This is a genomic window from Quyinboa mangrovi (assembly GCF_042219825.1).
Lineage (GTDB): Bacteria > Bacteroidota > Bacteroidia > Bacteroidales > UBA5342 > JBHJHP01.
In genome coordinates this window covers 281,487-300,836 of the sequence record NZ_JBHJHQ010000001.1, presented here as the reverse complement: position 1 = coordinate 300,836, position 19,350 = coordinate 281,487, and the positions used below count along the sequence as shown (strand labels likewise).

13 protein-coding genes are annotated in these 19,350 nt (G+C 40.0%); 6 read left to right on the top strand and 7 right to left on the bottom strand.

Annotated features, from left to right (window positions below):
• The first annotated feature begins 244 nt into the window (after positions 1–244).
• Positions 245–1,963: a single-stranded-DNA-specific exonuclease RecJ gene (recJ, locus tag ACE1ET_RS01250; protein WP_375726539.1), complete on the top strand. Its 1,719-nt coding sequence runs from the start codon at positions 245–247 to the stop codon at positions 1,961–1,963.
• A 5-nt stretch (positions 1,964–1,968) separates the two neighbouring features.
• Positions 1,969–5,286 (top strand): transcription-repair coupling factor, encoded by a 3,318-nt coding sequence (mfd, locus tag ACE1ET_RS01245; RefSeq protein WP_375726538.1) that lies wholly within the window; start codon positions 1,969–1,971, stop codon positions 5,284–5,286.
• Positions 5,287–6,126: 840 nt separating this feature from the next.
• Here mfd and ACE1ET_RS01240 read toward each other — a convergent pair.
• Positions 6,127–6,321 carry a hypothetical protein gene (locus ACE1ET_RS01240; RefSeq protein WP_375726537.1) on the bottom strand — a complete coding sequence of 65 codons (195 nt, stop codon included), beginning with the start codon at positions 6,319–6,321 and terminating at the stop codon, positions 6,127–6,129.
• Between the two features lie 202 nt (positions 6,322–6,523).
• Here ACE1ET_RS01240 and ACE1ET_RS01235 point away from each other — a divergent pair, with 202 nt between their 5' ends.
• Complete coding sequence (locus ACE1ET_RS01235) at positions 6,524–6,958, top strand: hypothetical protein (RefSeq protein WP_375726536.1); 435 nt, start codon at positions 6,524–6,526, stop codon at positions 6,956–6,958.
• A gap of 67 nt (positions 6,959–7,025) precedes the next feature.
• Here the strand turns inward: ACE1ET_RS01235 and ACE1ET_RS01230 are convergent, their stop codons facing one another.
• Positions 7,026–7,505 carry a hypothetical protein gene (locus tag ACE1ET_RS01230; RefSeq protein ID WP_375726535.1) on the bottom strand — a complete coding sequence of 160 codons (480 nt, stop codon included), beginning with the start codon at positions 7,503–7,505 and terminating at the stop codon, positions 7,026–7,028.
• A 266-nt stretch (positions 7,506–7,771) separates the two neighbouring features.
• On the opposite strand from ACE1ET_RS01230, the gene ACE1ET_RS01225 reads away from it, so the two are divergent.
• Complete coding sequence (locus ACE1ET_RS01225; RefSeq protein WP_375726534.1) at positions 7,772–10,960, top strand: UvrD-helicase domain-containing protein; 3,189 nt, start codon at positions 7,772–7,774, stop codon at positions 10,958–10,960.
• Between the two features lie 263 nt (positions 10,961–11,223).
• On the opposite strand, the gene ACE1ET_RS01220 is transcribed toward ACE1ET_RS01225, so the two are convergent.
• The 3 genes from ACE1ET_RS01220 to serC all read right to left on the bottom strand — a co-directional run bounded on the left by ACE1ET_RS01220 (position 11,224) and on the right by serC (position 14,612).
• Complete coding sequence (locus ACE1ET_RS01220; RefSeq protein ID WP_375726533.1) at positions 11,224–12,480, bottom strand: DUF1015 domain-containing protein; 1,257 nt, start codon at positions 12,478–12,480, stop codon at positions 11,224–11,226.
• A gap of 73 nt (positions 12,481–12,553) precedes the next feature.
• Entirely contained in the window at positions 12,554–13,474 is a 921-nt protein-coding gene (locus ACE1ET_RS01215) for a 3-phosphoglycerate dehydrogenase (RefSeq protein WP_375726532.1), read from the bottom strand.
• A 67-nt stretch (positions 13,475–13,541) separates the two neighbouring features.
• Complete coding sequence (gene serC / locus ACE1ET_RS01210) at positions 13,542–14,612, bottom strand: 3-phosphoserine/phosphohydroxythreonine transaminase (RefSeq protein ID WP_375726531.1); 1,071 nt, start codon at positions 14,610–14,612, stop codon at positions 13,542–13,544.
• A 258-nt stretch (positions 14,613–14,870) separates the two neighbouring features.
• Here serC and ACE1ET_RS01205 point away from each other — a divergent pair, with 258 nt between their 5' ends.
• Entirely contained in the window at positions 14,871–15,488 is a 618-nt protein-coding gene (locus ACE1ET_RS01205; protein WP_375726530.1) for a bifunctional nuclease domain-containing protein, read from the top strand.
• 7 nt (positions 15,489–15,495) lie between these two features.
• Positions 15,496–16,812 carry a NupC/NupG family nucleoside CNT transporter gene (locus ACE1ET_RS01200; RefSeq protein WP_375726529.1) on the top strand — a complete coding sequence of 439 codons (1,317 nt, stop codon included), beginning with the start codon at positions 15,496–15,498 and terminating at the stop codon, positions 16,810–16,812.
• 258 nt (positions 16,813–17,070) lie between these two features.
• Here ACE1ET_RS01200 and ACE1ET_RS01195 read toward each other — a convergent pair whose 3' ends face one another.
• Positions 17,071–18,192: a hypothetical protein gene (locus tag ACE1ET_RS01195; RefSeq protein WP_375726528.1), complete on the bottom strand. Its 1,122-nt coding sequence runs from the start codon at positions 18,190–18,192 to the stop codon at positions 17,071–17,073.
• Positions 18,193–18,484: 292 nt separating this feature from the next.
• Entirely contained in the window at positions 18,485–19,210 is a 726-nt protein-coding gene (locus tag ACE1ET_RS01190; protein ID WP_375726527.1) for an NAD(P)H-binding protein, read from the bottom strand.
• Between the last annotated feature and the right edge of the window lie 140 nt (positions 19,211–19,350).

The following is a 19,350-nucleotide window of genomic DNA, read 5'->3' as shown; positions in this document are numbered from 1 at the left end:
TACTCACCAGCCACCATTCTTACTAAAACTGAATTATTTTTAAAAAAGATATTTTTATTGTCACCATACCTAATTATATTTTATCTTTACAAATTGTAATCTGCATATGGCATTTTAGATATAAAACTTAACAAAATGCTTAACATGTGATAATTAGATGGCAAAGCAGGGAAGCGATAATTGCAGATTGCAGGGTTGATGAACGGAATCAACCACCGGACAAGCTAAAAAAAAGAAGAATATAATGGAAAAACGATGGAATTTGCGAACTCCATCAGATGAAGAACTAAAATTTATTAACGATTTATCCAAACAATTAAACATCAATCATGTATTAGCACAATTACTGGTACAACGTGGAATCAGATCATTTGAAGAGGCAAAGGATTTTTTCAGGCCGCAGCTTGAAAATCTTCACGACCCTTTTCTGATGAATGACATGAGAGCAGCAGTAGACCGTTTAAATACGGCTCTGGGGCACAAGGAAAGAATTCTGGTTTACGGAGATTATGATGTTGACGGAACTTCATCTGTGGCGTTGATTTATTCATTTTTAAGGCATTACACGTCCGCACTCGATTACTACATTCCTGACCGCTACACCGAAGGTTACGGTATTTCCTACGAAGGCATTGATTACGCAAAAGAAACCGGTGCAACGCTGATAGTTGCGCTTGACTGTGGCATTAAAGCCATTGATAAGGTTGCTTATGCCAAAGAAAAGGGTATCGATTTTATCATTTGTGATCACCATACACCCGACGAAATTTTACCGGATGCTGTGGCTGTACTCGACCCCAAAAGGCCCGACAGCACCTACCCTTTCAAACACCTTTCCGGCTGTGGCGTGGGTTATAAGCTGATTCAGGCTTTTGCACTTGATAACCATATCAATTGCAAGGAAGTAAGGCGTTACCTCGATCTTGTGGTCGTAAGTATTGCTTCGGATATTGTACCAATAACCGGCGAAAACAGGATACTCGCGTATTGGGGTCTGAGAAAACTCAACAGCAATCCACGCATTGGGCTGAAAACCATTATTGACATTTCGGGTCTTGACCGTAAAGAGATTACCATCAGCGATATCGTGTTTAAAATTGGTCCCCGGATCAATGCTTCCGGCAGGATGTACAGCGGTAAAGAAGCTGTGGAACTGATGGTTGCAACCGATCTGGAAGAGGCTCGCGCCAAATGTCTGGAACTGAATGAATACAATCAGGAACGGAAAGATCTGGATAAAGGCATTACAGAAGAAGCACTCCAACACATTGAGGATAATGATAATTTGCAGGAAAAAAAATCCACAGTCCTCTATAATCCCGAATGGCACAAAGGCATTATCGGAATTGTGGCCTCAAGGCTGATAGAAAAATACTACAGACCTACCATTATTCTGACTAAATCGAACAATAAAATAACTGGTTCTGCACGATCTGTAGCAGGATTCAATATCTATAACGCCATTGAACATTGCAAGGACCTTCTGGAGAATTTTGGTGGTCATAAATTTGCCGCCGGTCTGACCATGAAGGAAGAGAACCTTGAAGAATTTAAAAGACGTTTTGAGGAATTTGTAGCTTCGAAAATTCAACCGGTTCAAACCATTCCTCAGATAGATATTGATGCGCGCCTGAACTTTTCGAGCATTACACCAAAGTTTTTCAGGATTTTGTCGCAGTTTGCACCTTTTGGACCGGAAAATATGAAACCCGTGTTTATTACAGAGAATGTGCGGGATTCAGGTGGCACGCGGTTGGTTGGTAAAGATGCTGATCATCTGAAGGTTGAACTTGCCGATCCGGAAGATGGCATTGTTTTGGGCGGCATTGGATTTTCAATGAGCCAGTTCAACGATCATCTCAAAAAATCGCGTCCCGTGGATATTTGTTATACCATAGAAGAAAATTCCTTTAACGGGAATCGCTATATCCAGCTGATGATAAAGGATATCAAAGAGAAGTAGCAGTATTGGAACTGAAAGAGATCATCGGGTTTTACGATTCACTCCCCTTCCATTTTGAATCCGGGAGCGGACAGACACACCTTTTAAAAGGGCTTTCGGGCTCAGCTCAGGCTTTAATGGTGGCCAGAATGTTTTCTGAACACAAAGGTCAGCACGTTATTTTTATCGAAGACAAGGAAGAGGCAGCCTATTTTTATAATGATCTTACAGCATTACTTACTGATAAATCCGTATTCTTTTTCCCATCATCTTACAAACGATCCATTCGTTACGGTCAGACCGAAGCTGCTGATATTATTCTGAGAACCGAAGCACTGAAAGCGCTTCACTCCCGTCGTCAGGCACTCGTGGTAACCTATCCCGAGGCGGTTATTGAAACTGTAATCCGGCCGGATGAGCTGGAAGAAAAAACTCTGGAACTGCATAAAGGCGAACAGGTTGATAAGACCTTCATCCAGCAGTTACTTGACGAACTGCAATTTGAACGGGTTGACTTTGTATATGAACCCGGACAATATGCCGTACGGGGTGGGATTATCGATATTTTTTCGTTTGCACATGAAAACCCGTATCGTATTGACTTCTGGGGAAACGAGGTAGACAGTATCCGAACCTTTGATACTGAGACACAACTTTCCATAGCCGTATGCGAAGAACTGACCATAGTACCGGATATTCGCAGCGGATTGTCCCAACAAAAGAAAATAACGCTGCTTGATTTTATCAAACAAAAAACCACGCTTTGGTTTAATCAGGTTGATGTATTCTGTCAGAGGCTCGAAGAAATAAGGACTTCTGTGAAAGAAGCCAGGGATGCAGCCGAAGGCGCTATGGAAAATGTGATAGATACCGGAAGCTTTAAAACATCTCTTGGTGGTTTCGATCTGTTTATTTTAGGCAACACGCCTTATGGAAAGGATAATATTCAGGTAGAGGGCAATTTTACACCTCAGCCCTTTTTTCACAAAAACTTTGATCTGCTGTTTGATGATCTGAAACAAAAGAAGAATGACGGTTATAAAATCTTTATTCTGAGCAACAGTGACAAGCAGATCGAACGCCTGCGGGCTATTTTTGAGGATCAGGAAAAAAATATTGAGTTTGAAGCCATAAAGCCGACGGTTCACCAGGGATTTATAGACAATGATCATAAACTTTGCTTTTATACGGATCACCAGATCTTTGACCGCTACCACAAATTCAAGCTCAAATCGGACAGGCTACGCACCAATAAAGCCAGTCTGACACTGAAGGAAATTAACCAGCTGAATCCCGGTGATTATGTTGTGCATACCGATCATGGTATCGGCCGTTTTGATGGTCTGACCCGAACGGAAATCAACGGGAAGATGCAGGAGGTCATTAAGATCAGCTATCGCGACAGTGATGTTCTTTTTGTAAGCATTCATTCCCTGCACCGTATTTCGAAGTACAAAAGTAAAGATGCCACACAACCATCCGTTAATAAACTGGGAACCGGTGCATGGCAGCGACTGAAACAAAAAACCAAGTCGAGAGTAAAAGACATTGCCCGTGACCTGATTAAATTGTACGCCAAACGGCGCGAGGAAAGTGGTTTTGCTTTTAGTCCCGATTCGTTCATGCAAAACGAGCTGGAAGCATCATTCATCTACGAAGACACACCGGATCAGTTAAAATCAACACAGGCCATAAAAAGCGATATGGAACAGGCCATTCCAATGGACCGGCTTGTTTGCGGTGATGTGGGATTTGGGAAGACTGAAGTTGCCATACGTGCTGCATTTAAGGCTGCGACAGACAGTAAACAGGTAGCCGTTTTAGTACCGACAACCATACTTGCTTTTCAGCATTACAATACCTTCAAAGAGCGACTGAAGGAATTTCCGGTCCGGGTAGAATATATTTCCAGGTTCAGGACAACGGCAGAGATCAAAAAAATACTGAAAGATACCAGCGAAGGGAAAGTAGATATTCTGATTGGCACACACAGGTTGACCAGTAAAGATGTGCAGTTTAAAGATCTGGGGCTGCTGATTATTGACGAGGAGCAAAAATTCGGGGTCTCCATAAAAGAAAAGCTGAAACAGATGCGTGTGAACGTGGATACACTTACGCTTACAGCCACCCCAATCCCGCGTACGCTACAGTTTTCATTAATGGGCGCCCGGGATTTGTCCATTATCAATACGCCACCCCCCAACCGCTTTCCTATCCTAACGGAAGTTCACACTTTTAACGAAGATATTATTCGCGAAGCAATCACTTATGAACTGGATCGCGATGGCCAGGTATTCTTTATTCATAACCGCATTCAGAACATCAAGGAAGTTGAAATGATGATCCGGAGAGCTGTACCCGATGCACGGACCATTATCGGTCACGGACAGATGGATGGAAAACAACTGGAAAGGGTGATGCTTGATTTTATTGCCGGTGAATATGATGTACTTATTGCTACCACCATCATTGAATCCGGGCTGGATATTCCGAATGCCAATACCATCATCATCAACGATGCTCAGAACTACGGTCTCAGTGATCTGCATCAGTTGCGGGGACGCGTGGGACGTGCCAATAAAAAAGCTTTTGCCTATATTCTGGCTCCACCGGTAACAACTCTGCCACAGGAAGCAAGACGCAGACTGGAAGCCATAGAAAACTTTTCTGAGCTGGGAAGTGGGTTTCAAATTGCTTTACAGGATCTGGATATTCGCGGTGCAGGAAACCTGTTGGGTGCAGAACAAAGTGGATTTATTGAAAATATTGGTCTGGAGACCTACCATAAAATTCTGAATGAGGCCATCAGGGAACTGGCAACGGAAGAATTCAGCGACCTGTTTGCCAACCGGCAGACAGAGCAGTTTACAAGTGGATTCTTTACAGATTGCCAGGTGGAAACGGACATGGCCTTACAGTTCCCAACAGAATACATCGACAATACCGCGGAACGTATCAGCCTGTACCGCCGGCTGGATAACATCAATACCGAAGAGGAACTGGGTAAATTTGAAAAGGAAGTGGAAGACCGCTTTGGAAAATTCCCTGAGGAAGTATTACAACTCATCAATGTAGTACGTTTGCGCTGGATGGCTCAGAAGCTGGGCATAGAAAAACTGGTGTTACGAACCGGCAAGATGCTGGCCTATTTTATTCCTGATCAGGAAGATCCGTACTACAAAAGTGATGCATTCACCGGTTTACTGAAATATCTGCAGGCCCATCCAAAATCCTGTAAAATGAAGGAAAAGAATGAGCGTCTTTCATTGGTATTCCCTGAAGTAAAAAGCGTTGATACGGCTTTGAAAGTTCTTTCGCCAATTATACAATCAATGAATAATTAATAGTGTACAATGAATAATTTTGGGTTGTTGAATTTTGTTCCCGCAGATGGCGCGGATTCACGCAGATAAACAGCTCCGTAGGAGCGACAGAATGGTAGAACACTGTCATAAATGATGTCTATCTGGCCGCGCAATACAAAAGAATTTCCATACTTAGTTCTTGTCGGCTGTTGCACTTCGAAAATAGTGATGATAAATATAAATGCTCCTGTCGGGACCTACGGCCCTCTGATTCAAATATATCAATTGTATTCTACCATACTTTCGCCTCTACGAGGCTTGTTTAATATAAAGATTACAGGTTCCCGGTTACTGAGTGTTCCGGTATCAAACCGGAATGTATCGAAGTAACGATTCACGGCTTACGATTTAAAAAGATTCTCTCTGATTGAAGCATTTACAGCTCCGTAGGAGCGTCAGTATGGTAGAAGATTGAAGAAGAATTATAAACAGGCCGCGCATAATAATAACATTTCCGAAACAGCTCTTGTCGGCCTATCTGATGATGGAAAATGTAGTCTAAAATTTTCTCGCTGATTAGAGCAGATTAAGCCGCAGATTCACGCAGTCCCGATAGTTATCGGGATAACTCCGAAGGAGTGTCAGTATGGTAGAAAAATGTATGTGAAATGTAAATCATGGCCGCGCTGAATAATAGAATTTCCTGAAGCTGCTCTTGTCGGCCGTATCTGATGATCCAGTAAGATGGGAAAACTAATATTAAATTTCTGGCTGATTTACGCGGATGATAGCGCTGATTCCCGCAGAGAACTTCAAATCGTTATTCGGAAATCGTACCTGGTCTCCTGGAACAGGTAATTCCACATTCGTAATTCGTAATTAATTGAGTAACGGTAGTTTTGTGCCTTCGTTCAATGTCAGCTGAAGGTAAAAATCGATATCGCTGTCCAGCTGATCCAGTACAAACCGTTTTTCATCCGGATCCTTGATTTCATCTTCCAACTGGTAAAAGGTCAGCAGGTTCTTGTAATCGAGTAACATGTTGATTTTGTCGTTGATGTTTTCTGGTCTCATGATCACTTGTTTTAAATAGGTCTTTCTTTTACACCATCAAATTTATAACCCAATCTCCAAAACATGATTGTAAATAAATGAAGTTTTAATGACATTAACATTACATAACAGATGACCCAAAATATGGCGGGATGACAACAATCTTTGACATATTAGCTAATATTTCGTAACTTTCTGATTGTCAACCTCAATATCTCACATCATGCAAAAAATACTTTTGTTAATATTTACCTCTGTCCTGTTTATCAGTTGCAAGGAAGCAGAAGAATCATTCAACTATATCCAGGTTACTGTAACAGGAACGGTAACATTGGTTCAAAAAGAAGATAACGTGTATAAAATGGATGAGCCTTATGCTGGAGAACCTGTGAATATGTCTTTGATTAAGGCCGGAGGAGAACGGTTTCAGGAAACCGGGTCAACAGGAAGTGAAGGAGAAACTTCCATAACAACCGTTTTTAATCTTTACAAAGAGCAACCCATTGAATTTATCGCAGTACCGGTCAATTATCCGGAACTTGCTAAATCAGGCACATTAACATGGGAACAGGCTGATAAATTGGCTTATGACAGCGGACAGCCATCAAAATTAAGAACATTAAGCCACGAGATCTGGGTTATAGTGGGGATACCGTAAAATAAAGTTCCAACATATTGATGTTTAAATTATATTCCAAAAAAATTGAAAGCTGCAAGGTTTAATATCACATATTGGTGTCGACAAAATAATTTTTAAAAGCCTGATTAATTATTCTTTTATATACAAATCTGTCCAAAACAATTTGAATATTCAGGTTGAATATTATTACAACCGGTACAATACCTAAAAAAACGAATGTATCAGTCCTTGATATCAGGATTAAAAATAACATCAGAACAAACAATATTGGCATGAAAGTCATAATCACACGATACCATGGCGAAAGCTGGACTTTTCCTTTTATCGTTATTATCTTATTTTGACACGTAATATCACCCTCAAAATTCGTCAGAAAAATTGATAAATACCTGCGATAAGTGAATGCATCCATTAAACTGATCCAGTTTTTTTTAAGGTATATGCTATCTTCAGTCAGTACAACCCTGTAATTTGGTTGCTCTTTGGCAAAAGATTCAATATTCCTTTTAAACAGACTAAAATCGCCTTCTTTATGTATATCGAACCTGGTAACTTTTTCCAACATTTTCAGGTAATTTAATTTTATTCACACTGTCTAAAATTATGTAATTCAGATGTTATATGCAATATTGTTATGCCGTTAAATTAAAATTCCTCGTCCCTCCGCTGGCTTCGGGACACTCCCTTTTAAAAAAGGGAGACATCTCGTAATTCCACTTTCCAGTGCGATCTGAAATTTTACGCAAACGATCAATAATTCGTAATTTCATCTTGTGTCTTAAATCTTAGGTCTTATATCTAAAAAAAAGTATTTTTATAAAAAACAAATTATTGGAAAATCTCACCATCTATAAAGCTTCTGCGGGTTCCGGTAAAACATACCGCTTGGTTCGCGAATACATCTTATTGTTGTTCAAAAACCGGTATAACTTCAGGCACATTCTGGCGGTAACCTTTACCAATAAGGCCACAGCAGAAATGAAAAGCAAGGTGGTGAATGAACTGTTCCTGCTATCAAAACCAGATTCAGAAAACCGGAAAAGCGAACACCGGCAGGCACTCAAAGAGGCCTTCCCTTTTATGAGTGATGCCGAAATAATGAAAACCGCCGGAAATATTCTGAGCCTGATCCTGAATAATTATTCGCACTTTTTCATTTCCACCATCGATAAGTTTTTTCAGTACGTTATTAAATCTTTCTCAAAGGAACTGGGAATTTTTAATAACTATAACCTGCAGCTGGACAACAAGGCTATTCTGACCGAAGCCGTGGAACAACTCTTTATGAACCTGGAAGAATCGGAACAGTCCGAACTTCTGAACTGGCTGACCACCTATGCAGAGAGCCGTGTGGAAGAAGGTGAAAAATACGATATAACCGGAGATATCATACGACTGGGGAATGAACTGTTTAAAGAAGGTTTCAAAACAGAAAAACAAAATCTTTTTGATGCGCTGAAAGATAAGCAAACCATGCTTTCCATATCAAAAGATCTGAAAAAACGGATCAGGTTGCTTGAAAATGAGTTTGTTGGGTTTGGTGAAAAGGGTCTGGGAATGATCGAGAATTTCGGTCTTGAAATTACCGATTTTAAATATGGAAAGTCCGGTGGAATGAACCTGTTCGCCAAACTCTTCAACCGTAATATTGACGATAAGCTTATAACAAATCGGACTCTGGATATGGCGGAAGATGACAATTCCTGGGTCACCAAAACAAGTGATTACGTCAATAAGGTCTCTACCGCCAGGGATAACGGGTTAAGAACTCTTTTACTGGATTACCTGGCATTTCACGATGAAAACTATGAGACACTGCAGTCTTTAAGAGCCGTATCACGGAACTTTTTTACACTGGGAATTTTTGTTGATCTGCACCAGGCCGTCAAAGCGTATACAGAGGAACACAACCTGCTGCTCCTCTCCGATTCCAATGAAATGATCGATGCAATTATTGGCGACAACGATACACCGTTTATTTACGAAAAAGCCGGAAATACGTTTGGTTATTTTATGATCGATGAGTTTCAGGACACATCGAATATGCAATGGAAAAATTTCAGACCACTCATTAACAACAGTCTGGCTTTCGGACATCCAAACCTGCTGGTGGGCGACGTGAAACAATCCATTTACCGGTGGCGAAATTCTGACTGGCAATTGCTGGCCAACACCATTTACTCGGAGTTTACCCAGGAGCAGATTAACGACGAATACCTGGATAAAAACTGGAGAAGTTCAGAAAATATCGTCCGGTTCAATAACTTTATTTTCGATCATGCTCCCGGAATTTTACAGAAAAATTATAACAGCACATTCCCTTCCGAAAACAAGGTTTGGGAGCATATGATCACCAAAGCATACGAAGGGCATAACCAAAACATAACGCACAATGACGGATATGGCTATGTATATTTTAAAAACTTTGGGAAAAAGGATGAATTTGAAACAGATGACGTTTTTAATCATACCATAAAACTGATAGAAGATGCGCAAAAAAGAGGTTATCAGGCGGGTGATATTGCTGTGTTGGTACGCAAAAACCGTGAAGGTGCTGACCTGATCAAATATCTGCTGAATTATAAACAAAGTACACAGGCAAAACCCGGCATATGTTATGATGTGATCTCATCAGATTCACTGATTCTGGGAGCATCGGAGGTGCTCCGGTTTATTGTTGACATACTCAGATTTGAAACCGAACCGGATAACCTTTTGCTAATCTCAGAAATCAACTATTTCGCTTCCGCACCGGATGCTGTAACAACTGAAAAGTTCAATGCGGAAGAAGGGAATCAGGTTGTGCTTCATACCAAAGTTGCAGAAAAACTCACAGGATTAGATAATCTTTCTTTGAAAGAAAAAACGGATGCCATTATTCGTCGGTTCAACCTGGAAACTGATCCGGAACAGATCATCTTTATTGAGGCATTTCGCGATGTGATGAATGAATTTATCAAGCGGTATGCATCTGATGTGTATGGTTTCCTGAATCACTGGGAAGAGATCCGCATGAAAAGTTCGGTTCAGCCGCCTAAAACAGAAAATGCGATACAGGTACTCACCATTCATAAGGCCAAGGGACTGGAATTCCCTGTCGTGATTATTCCGTTTGCCAGCTGGAAAATGGACATTGACAAAAACACCAATGTGGCCTGGTGTAAGGTTCCTGAATCGCTTGGGCTACCACTTCCTATTGTTCCGGTTCAGCTGACCAGTGCCCTGAAAGATACTGTGTTTAAAGATACGTTAATGGAAGAGCAGCTTCTGACCAATGTGGATAACCTGAACCTTTTGTATGTGGCGCTTACGCGGGCAAAAACCGAGTTATATATTTTGGGTTCCCTGATTAACAGCAACAATGTTACTATACTTTTGGAAACATGCCTTCAAAATGCTCCGGATAACCTTAATATAGTGGCACATGATGAAGGCTACACTGATTTTGGTGAACGCAAACCAAAGAAAAAAACAGCGGAAAAACAGGATCAAACCGAAATCATAAACCTGATGAACTTCGCATCGCACAGTCAGGCCAGCCCTGTTATCCGGCAAAATGCACCACGAGTATTCTCTACTTCAGATACAGACCTGATGGAGAAAGCACATATCGGAACGTTTTTGCACGAAGCTTTCAGACAAGGTAAAAATGTGGACGATATAAAACGAAATATTGAAAAGCAGGCACGTGAAGGTAAAATAACCCTGAATGAAAGCGACAAACTAAAAGAAATTATCACGGATAAATTTAAAAAACCGCTTGTACAAAACTGGTTTTCCAATGATAATACCGTTTTAAACGAGATATCCATCTGTCAGGGTGAACGGGAATGGCGCCCCGATAAAGTAATCCTGAAAGACAAAGTGGTACAGGTGATCGATTACAAGTTTGGTGAAATTGATAATCCCAAATATCACCGGCAGGTAGCTTCCTATAAAAGTCTGCTCAACCGTATGGGCTACGCAGATGTAAAAGGGTATTTATGGTATGTGGCAATGGATAAGATAGTGGAAGTATAAAAGTTACAAGTTATAAGTTATAAGTTGCAAGTGATAAGTTGTAAGTGATTTGTTGTAGAATAAAAGTTGGGCGTAGTCTCCCGGCTAAGTCCAGGGAACTAAGAATTTATAGTATTTGAAATTATATCTGCGATAATCAGCGATTTCATCAGCGAATATCTGCGAGAAATAAAACATTAGGTTTTCACTTAATATTTGCCTTATCTGCACGTAAAAAAAGGCGTAGCAAAAAATGCCACGCCTGATCAATATAATAAACTCAGCTAGTCTTCCAGTAAATGAACTACCAGGCCTGAACGCAGTTTAGGTTCAAACCACGTTGTTTTGGGCGGCATAATATTTCCTGAATCTGCAATGTCGATCAACTGTTTCATGGAAACCGCATACAACGCAAAAGCCACTTCCATCTCTCCTGAGTTCACGCGTTTTTCCAGTTCTCCCAGACCACGGATTCCACCCACGAAATCCACCCGCTTGCTGGTCCTCAGATCATCAATTCCAAGAACATCGCGTAAAATAAGATTCGAAGAAATCGTTACATCAAGCACACCGATTGGATCATTATCATCATAAGTACCAGGTTTGGCAGTCAATGAATACCAGGTATTATCCAGGTACATGCCAAAGTTATGCAGCTTTTCAGGTTTATAAATGCTTTCACCTTTCGCCTCTACTTCAAAATTTTCCTGAAGTTTCGCAATGAATTCTTCCTTCGACAAACCATTCAGGTCTTTCACCACACGGTTGTAATCGATAATATTCAATTGGTTGTCCGGAAAGTGAACAGCCATAAAATAGTTATATTCTTCGTCGCCCGTATGATTTGGGTTTTGAGATTCTTTCTCTGCCCCTATTCTTGCAGCAGCAGCAGTCCTGTGATGACCGTCCGCAACATAAGTATACGGAACTTTGGATGCAAATAATTCTTCCAGTCTGGCATTTTTTCCGGCATCATTAATAACCCAGAAAGCATGACCAAATCCATCTTCCTCTGCCACAAAATCGTAATCCGCCACCTGGTTTTCCACCACACCTGCAACAATGTCGTCAATCTCCGGAATGGCCTTATAAGAAAAGAAAACCGGTTCAATATTAGCATTCGTATAGCGTGTAAGTACCATCCTGTCTTCTTCCTTATCAGGACGGGTTAACTCATGCTTCTTAATGATCCCGTCTTCGTAGTCTTTACATGCTGCACAACCTACTATGCCATACTGCGTACGGCCATTCATTGTTTGTGCGTAGATATAATATTTTGCCTCATCATCCTGAATGAGCCAATCCTTTTCTATGAAGTTCTTAAAGTTATCGACAGCTTTTGTATATACCGATTCAGAATGGACGTCAGTACCGTCAGGACAATCAATTTCTGCTTTTGTAATATGCAACAATGAAAATGGTTTTCCTTTTGCCATTTCAGCAGCTTCTGCGCTGTTCATTACGTCATACGGTAAGCAGGACAAATCTTTGGCAATTTCTTTAGGAGGTCTTAAGCCTTTAAAAGGTTTTATTATAGCCATAATAAAAAGTTTTTCAGGCTATGATCCCAAAAGAAAGGATCATAACCCGGAAGATTTAATATTGTGAATACTATTATTTATTGACTTTGAAAGTGGCATCGCCATTATCGAGGAAGCCCACAATTTGTTTTGCAGCTGCCACACCTGCATTAATATTTGCTTCGGCGGTCTGCGCTCCCATTTTTTTAGGGGTAAAGAAATAGCGTCCGCTGTATTTTTCAGCAAACACAGACGTACAATCCGGAGCGATATCAGAGATATATTTAAAATCCTGGCGGTCTTCCATAATTTTCAGAAGGCCATCCTCATCAATCACCTCTTTACGGGCTGTATTAACCAACACACCGCCTTTGGGCATAAAACGGAGTAAATCGTAGTTAATGGATTTCTTTGTATCTGCTGTGGCAGGAATATTGAGAGACACATAATCGCATGTGGAATAGAATGTTTTCAGGTCGGTAATAAGGTTAATACCGTCTGCTTTGATTTTATCCTCGCAATAAGGATCGTAAGCATAAACTTCCATACCAAAACCTTTGGCAATCCGGGCCACATTTTTACCAACGTTTCCGTAAGCATGAATACCTAGCTTTTTGCCCATCAGTTCAGTTCCTGCAGAACCATTGTACTGATTACGTGCCAGGAATACCATCATGCCCAGAGCCAGCTCTGCAACGGCGTTTGAGTTCTGACCCGGAGTATTCATCACACATACATCTTTTGACGTAGCTGCAGCAAGATCCACATTATCATATCCGGCTCCTGCCCTGACAACGATTTTCAGGTTCTTTCCGGCGTTAATAACTTCTGAATCCACAATATCACTTCTGATAATTACTGCATCCACATCAGAAACAGCATCAAGCAACTGTTGCTTTTCTGTGTATTTTTCAAGTAATACCAGTTCATAACCTGCACTGTCTGTAACCTCTTTAATCAGTTTTATAGCGGCTGATGCGAAAGGTTTTTCTGTAGCTACTAATACTTTTGCCATAGTTTTGTACGATTATTTTTAGAAACAAAAAACGCAGGAATTTCCTGCGTCTTAAGATTTTATTTAATTAGATTTTTTTTTCAAATTCTTTCATTGCATCCACAAGTACCTGGACACTTTCGATGGGCATGGCATTATAGATAGATGCCCTGAAACCACCAACACTACGGTGACCCTTTATCCCCACGATACCTTTTTGAGAGGCTAACGCCAGAAAGTCAGCTTCCAGATCTTTATATTCTTCCTTCATCACGAATGTAACGTTCATATCAGAACGATCTTCAGCACTTTTAACAGTTCCTTCAAATAATTTATTGCTGTCAATCTCGCCATAAAGAAGATCTGATTTCTGCTTTTTAATTTTTTCAATGGCAGGAATACCACCCAGCTGTTTGTACCATTTAAGCGTCTGTAAACTTGTATAGATTGGCGCACACGGCGGAGTATTAAACATGGACTCTTTGGAGATATGCGTGCGATAATCCAGGATGGTTGGAATAGCGCGATCCACATGGCCCAGTAAATTTTCATTAACAATTACGAAAGCAGTTCCTGCCGGACCCAGATTTTTCTGAGCGCCACCATAAATTACAGCATATTTTGAAACATCAATGGGACGGGAAAAAATATCGGAAGACATATCTGCAACCAACGGAATTTCAACATCCGGATCTGACTTGATTTCAGTACCGTAAATGGTATTATTGGAAGTATAGTGAAAATAATCAGCATCTTTAGGAACCTCGTACCCTTTGGGGATATAACAGTAGTTTCCATCTTTTGATGAAGCAACAACTTCTGTTTCACCAAAGAACTTTGCTTCTTTAATGGCTTTTGCCGCCCAGGCACCGGTATCAAGATAAGCAGCTTTTTCTTTCAGCAGGTTATAAGGCACCATGCAGAACTGTGTACTGGCTCCTCCACCCAGAAACAAAACCTGGTATCCATAAGGTAAATCCAAAAGCTCTTTCACCAAAGCCTGTGCTTCAGACATCACAGCAATAAATTCTTTACTTCGGTGAGAAATTTCAAGGATTGATAATCCGGATCCTTCAAAATTCAAAACAGCATCTGCAGTGTTTTTAATAGCATATTCCGACAATATAGACGGACCGGCGTAAAAATTGTGCTTTTTCATTCGTAAATTTTTATTTTATGATAACCTTTTCCCAATATTTTTATTATACCCAATACATTAATTTGGAGCCTCAAAATTAACATTTTCTGTCACAATTTAATACGGTAATTGACAAAATTAAAGCGCTTTCCTTCAATATTTATCAACAGTTTTTCATTATCAGTTTTTTAGCGGGGAAACTAAAGGTGAAAATAATTTTCTATATTTGTTGAATTACTTAAGAAACAGAAGGGAGACGCTTTCCCAAATCCGTTATATATGGAGAAAATAAAGTTAAACGTTCTCGGTTTATCATACAACCACTCTAACTCGGGTGCTTATGCCCTTGTTTTAGCCGAAGAAGAAGGCGAACGCAGAATACCGATTATTATTGGGGGAGTTGAAGCACAGGCCATAGCCATTCAACTTGAAGGTCTGACTCCACCCCGTCCCTTAACTCACGATTTATTTGTATCCTTCGCTACGGCATTTAATATTAAAGTTGAAGAAGTATTTATATATAAGCTTAAAGACGGCATTTTCTATTCGGAACTCAGCTGCTTTGATTACACCACAAAAAACAAGGTTCGCATAGATTCCCGCACATCCGATGCCGTTGCGCTGGCCCTGCGTTTTCATGTTCCGATTTACACATCCAAAGAAATTCTTGAAAGGGCCGGTATTATCCTTGATATCGAAAACAGCAGTTCTCCCAAACCTGAAGAAACAGAGTCAACACTGAACGATCTGATTAATTCACCGGAAGATACGGGCAGTATCGATTTCACCGAATTTACGATTGAAGAGTTAAAGAAAGAACTGCAAAATGCCATCGGCGATGAAGATTACGAACTGGCATCCAAAATCAGGGACGAAATTAAAAGACGCGGAAAATAACAAAAAAATGGTAATAGAAAGTCAGGGGATTTCCATGTTAAGTGTGGTAAGAGGTATTATTGGTATAACAACCATTATTGGCATTGCCTGGTTGTTCAGCACCAACCGTAAAAAAGTACATTGGGCAACCATTGGTAAAGGATTATTATTCCAGCTTATTCTGGCACTGGGTGTTTTGTATGTTCCTTTTGTTCAGGCCTTTTTTGAATATGGCGGTAAAGTATTCGTATTAATCCTGGACTTTACAAAACAGGGCTCAGAGTTTTTAATGGGCGACCTGGTAGACCTGAGCAAAACAGGCTATATTTTCATGTTTCAGATATTGCCAACCATCATCTTCTTTTCTGCGCTTACCAGCTTATTGTTTTATCTCGGTGTGATCCAAAAGATTGTGTATGGCCTTGCCTGGATTATGAGCCGCTTTTTAAAGCTGTCGGGTGCCGAGAGTTTGTCCGTGGCCGGAAATATTTTCCTGGGCCAGACCGAATCACCCCTTATGATCAAGGCTTTTCTTGAGAAAATGAACCGGTCCGAGATTTTTCTGGTGATGACCGGAGGTATGGCCACCATTGCTGGTGGTGTAATGGCAGCGTATATCGGTTTTCTGGGAGGCGATGATCCAGCCCTGCGTCAGATGTTTGCCAAACACCTGCTGACGGCTTCTGTAATGGCTGCTCCGGGTGCTGTTGTGTTATCGAAAATACTTTTCCCCCAAACCGAAGACATTGATAAAAATATTGAGATATCAAAAGACAAGGTCGGTACAAATATTCTGGATGCCATCTCAAACGGTACAGTTGAAGGCATAAAGCTGGCAGTGAATGTTGGCGGTATGCTGTTGGTGTTCATTGCATTTATTGCCATGTTTAACTATTTTACCAACAATCTGATTGGAAGATATACCGGATTAAATGAAGTGATTGCCAGAATTACTGATAATCAGTACGATGGCCTGTCCCTGCAATTTATGCTGGGCTACGTCATGTCGCCTTTTATGTGGCTGATTGGCGTGGCAAAAGAAGATATGACCCTGGTTGGCCAGTTGCTGGGCGAAAAGGTCATCATCAACGAATTCATAGGGTATGCCAGTCTTGGTAAAATGCAGGCTGCTGGTGCGTTCGCCTACGAAAAGTCCATCATCATGTCAACCTATATTCTGTGCGGTTTTGCGAATATCAGCTCTATAGGCATACAGATTGGCGGCATCGGTTCCCTTGCTCCCGGTAAAAAAGTCTGGTTGTCTGAATTTGGCTTTCGTGCACTGCTGGCCGGCACACTGGCCTCGGCACTTTCTGCTACCTTTATCGGGATGATAATGGGGTGATTTCAGATACAAGATACAAGAATCAAGTCCAGAAAAATCGAAATCTGCGATTTGTTCTTGGACCAGGGATTCAGATAGCCATAGGAAAATGCAAATTTTATACATTTCCTGGAACTGAAGAGTTCTGACGTAAATGCTATTATTTTTTAGCAGTTCTGGTTGTTCGTACCCTTCAAAACTGAAACAAGCTTTAATTCGATTCAAAAATGCAAATTAAGAACGGTTTGTATTAACAATTGATCACCATATGACCGCTTATTACCAGCTTTGAGTTATCAGTGTTTCATATGTTTCCCTGTCTATTTCATGTATTAACATCGGATATATCATCCTGATATCCTCCTGTCCTTCATACTCTGAATCCTCCTGTTGAAACTTAAGAAATAATTCCTCACTATTCTTTTTACTCTCTTCTTGATATACTGCTCTCAGTTTTGACAATTCCCGTAAATAAGTTTCAAAATCCATCCTGTCATCGAAGTAAACATCTACTATAACCCCCTGAGTAGACATCATCTTTTCTTTTAAAACAGAATCTAACTCTTCTGATTTTATCGGCTTCCCGCTAATTTCTTTACCTGTAGCTGAAATTTTACATATAACAGCATGTTCGTTAATGTCTTCAGGATTTGAAAACAAAGGTGGCGGAAGAGGTGGATATTTTGACAACAGAGAATCCGGGATATTATTTTCAGTATAGGGCAGAACTGATTGTATTCCACAAAGATGATCAGAGCTATCCTGCGTTACGTATATTATTCTGTTTCTACGTGCTTTCTGCAATACGGATTTAAGGTTGTTTAGGACACTAAGTCTTATCCTGCCATCACAAAAAACTAAATTTTGACCTCCTCCAAATAAATAATCATCAATATCCGGCAGTAGTTTCAAGTAGGTTAAGCTATCTAATTTAAACTTTTCGCCATTTAAATAGACTGCATTATCGTTTTCAATGTCAAATACAATAGTGCTACTGTTCTCCTTCCTCTCAATGTCAGTGGCTTTAAGAACTGGAAGCATTATCTCTGTATGCTTTTTAACATTAAAATAATCTATAAAGTTTTTGTAAATGTTTCTTTCGAACTTACCCAACAAAGAATCACTGTTAATATCGTAAAATAATAATTCGTTCTCTGCTACTTTAAATCGTATTTTATCCAGCCCCATGAAATTATCAAACAAGAATGTGTCTTTCTTAATTTTATATAATCTATCCTGGAGAATTGGTCCGTTAAGTGTCCTATAAAAATCCTGTCGAATTTCACAAATTTCAGGATTAACAAAATTATCCTTCTCAATCCAGTTACCCGTAATGTGATTTTTATTGGTGCACGCACTAAGCGTTATAAATAGAAATAGTATAGGAACGACTCTTTTCATCTTTTTCAATGTTTGCTAAATCAAATATCTAAGAAATTTATTATCAAATGACTTAAACCAACATTACAAATGACCATCAGGATAAATGTCAGTGATAGGAATAAAAATCGTAGTGTTTTCATAGTTCGTTATTTCCTGAGTTTGCATTTCAAATATAACATTCTTATTTATTGTCTCTATGGTTGTTGAGATCACATGAAGTGAGGATTGTCGTGCCTAAAACTATAGTTTGGCTGATAATTAAAACCGCATACGATATGACCACATGTTATCGTCAGTTGATTTCATGCCATTAGTTCATTTTATTATATATTACCGGCATCTGCCCTTTCCACTTATTCCACAAATCAGTTTCTACAATTAGTCTGGACATAAAATTCCCAACATTAATCCTGCTGGTTTTACCCGGATTAGAAAGTGCACTCCGTATCGGTGAAGGGTATATCCCGTATTCACTTACATTATCTTCATCAATTAAAGTATCTGGTCGGACAGCTACCCATTCAATTAATTCATTTTTTTGCCCAATGTCAACTCTTAAAAAGTCAGCTGCGGTTTCATTATCTGACTGCGGTGGTACAAAAAAACGAATGAGCCCCATTACCAGTTTTTCTCCAATTGAAACGGGCTCATTTAAATCTCCGTTTCTGTTCGCAGTAGTGTTCATTAACACAAACCGGATTGGTTTATCGGGTGAATTCTTCTGAATTGCAATACAAAGCAATTTAACGGCATCAGTTACTAATTTTCTGGGCTTTCCAAAAATTCCCTTCAAATTAATATTATGGCCAAGACAAGAAGCAACGGACTGGCAATCAGTCAAATGATTCATCATTTCATCAACGCTGATCTCTGAGATATTAGCTTTGATGATTGATATCTTATCGTTTTTCGTCCACGTATCCGTTATGTTTCCCGAAGGACGCACTATCACCTTGACGCTTTGTCCCGTACTCAATAATTGTTCAACCAATTGTTTTCCTGTAGCACCGGTTGCTCCTACTATTAATGTTGCCATATTTTTATTTTTTTAGTCAGGACAGATTTCTTCAATTGCTACAACTATTATATACCGACCTTTATTCCACTAATCCTTGCAAATAAGTCAATAAAGCGAAAAGTGGTTCAACTTTTTTCTCTTTTTATTGTAGGTATTTG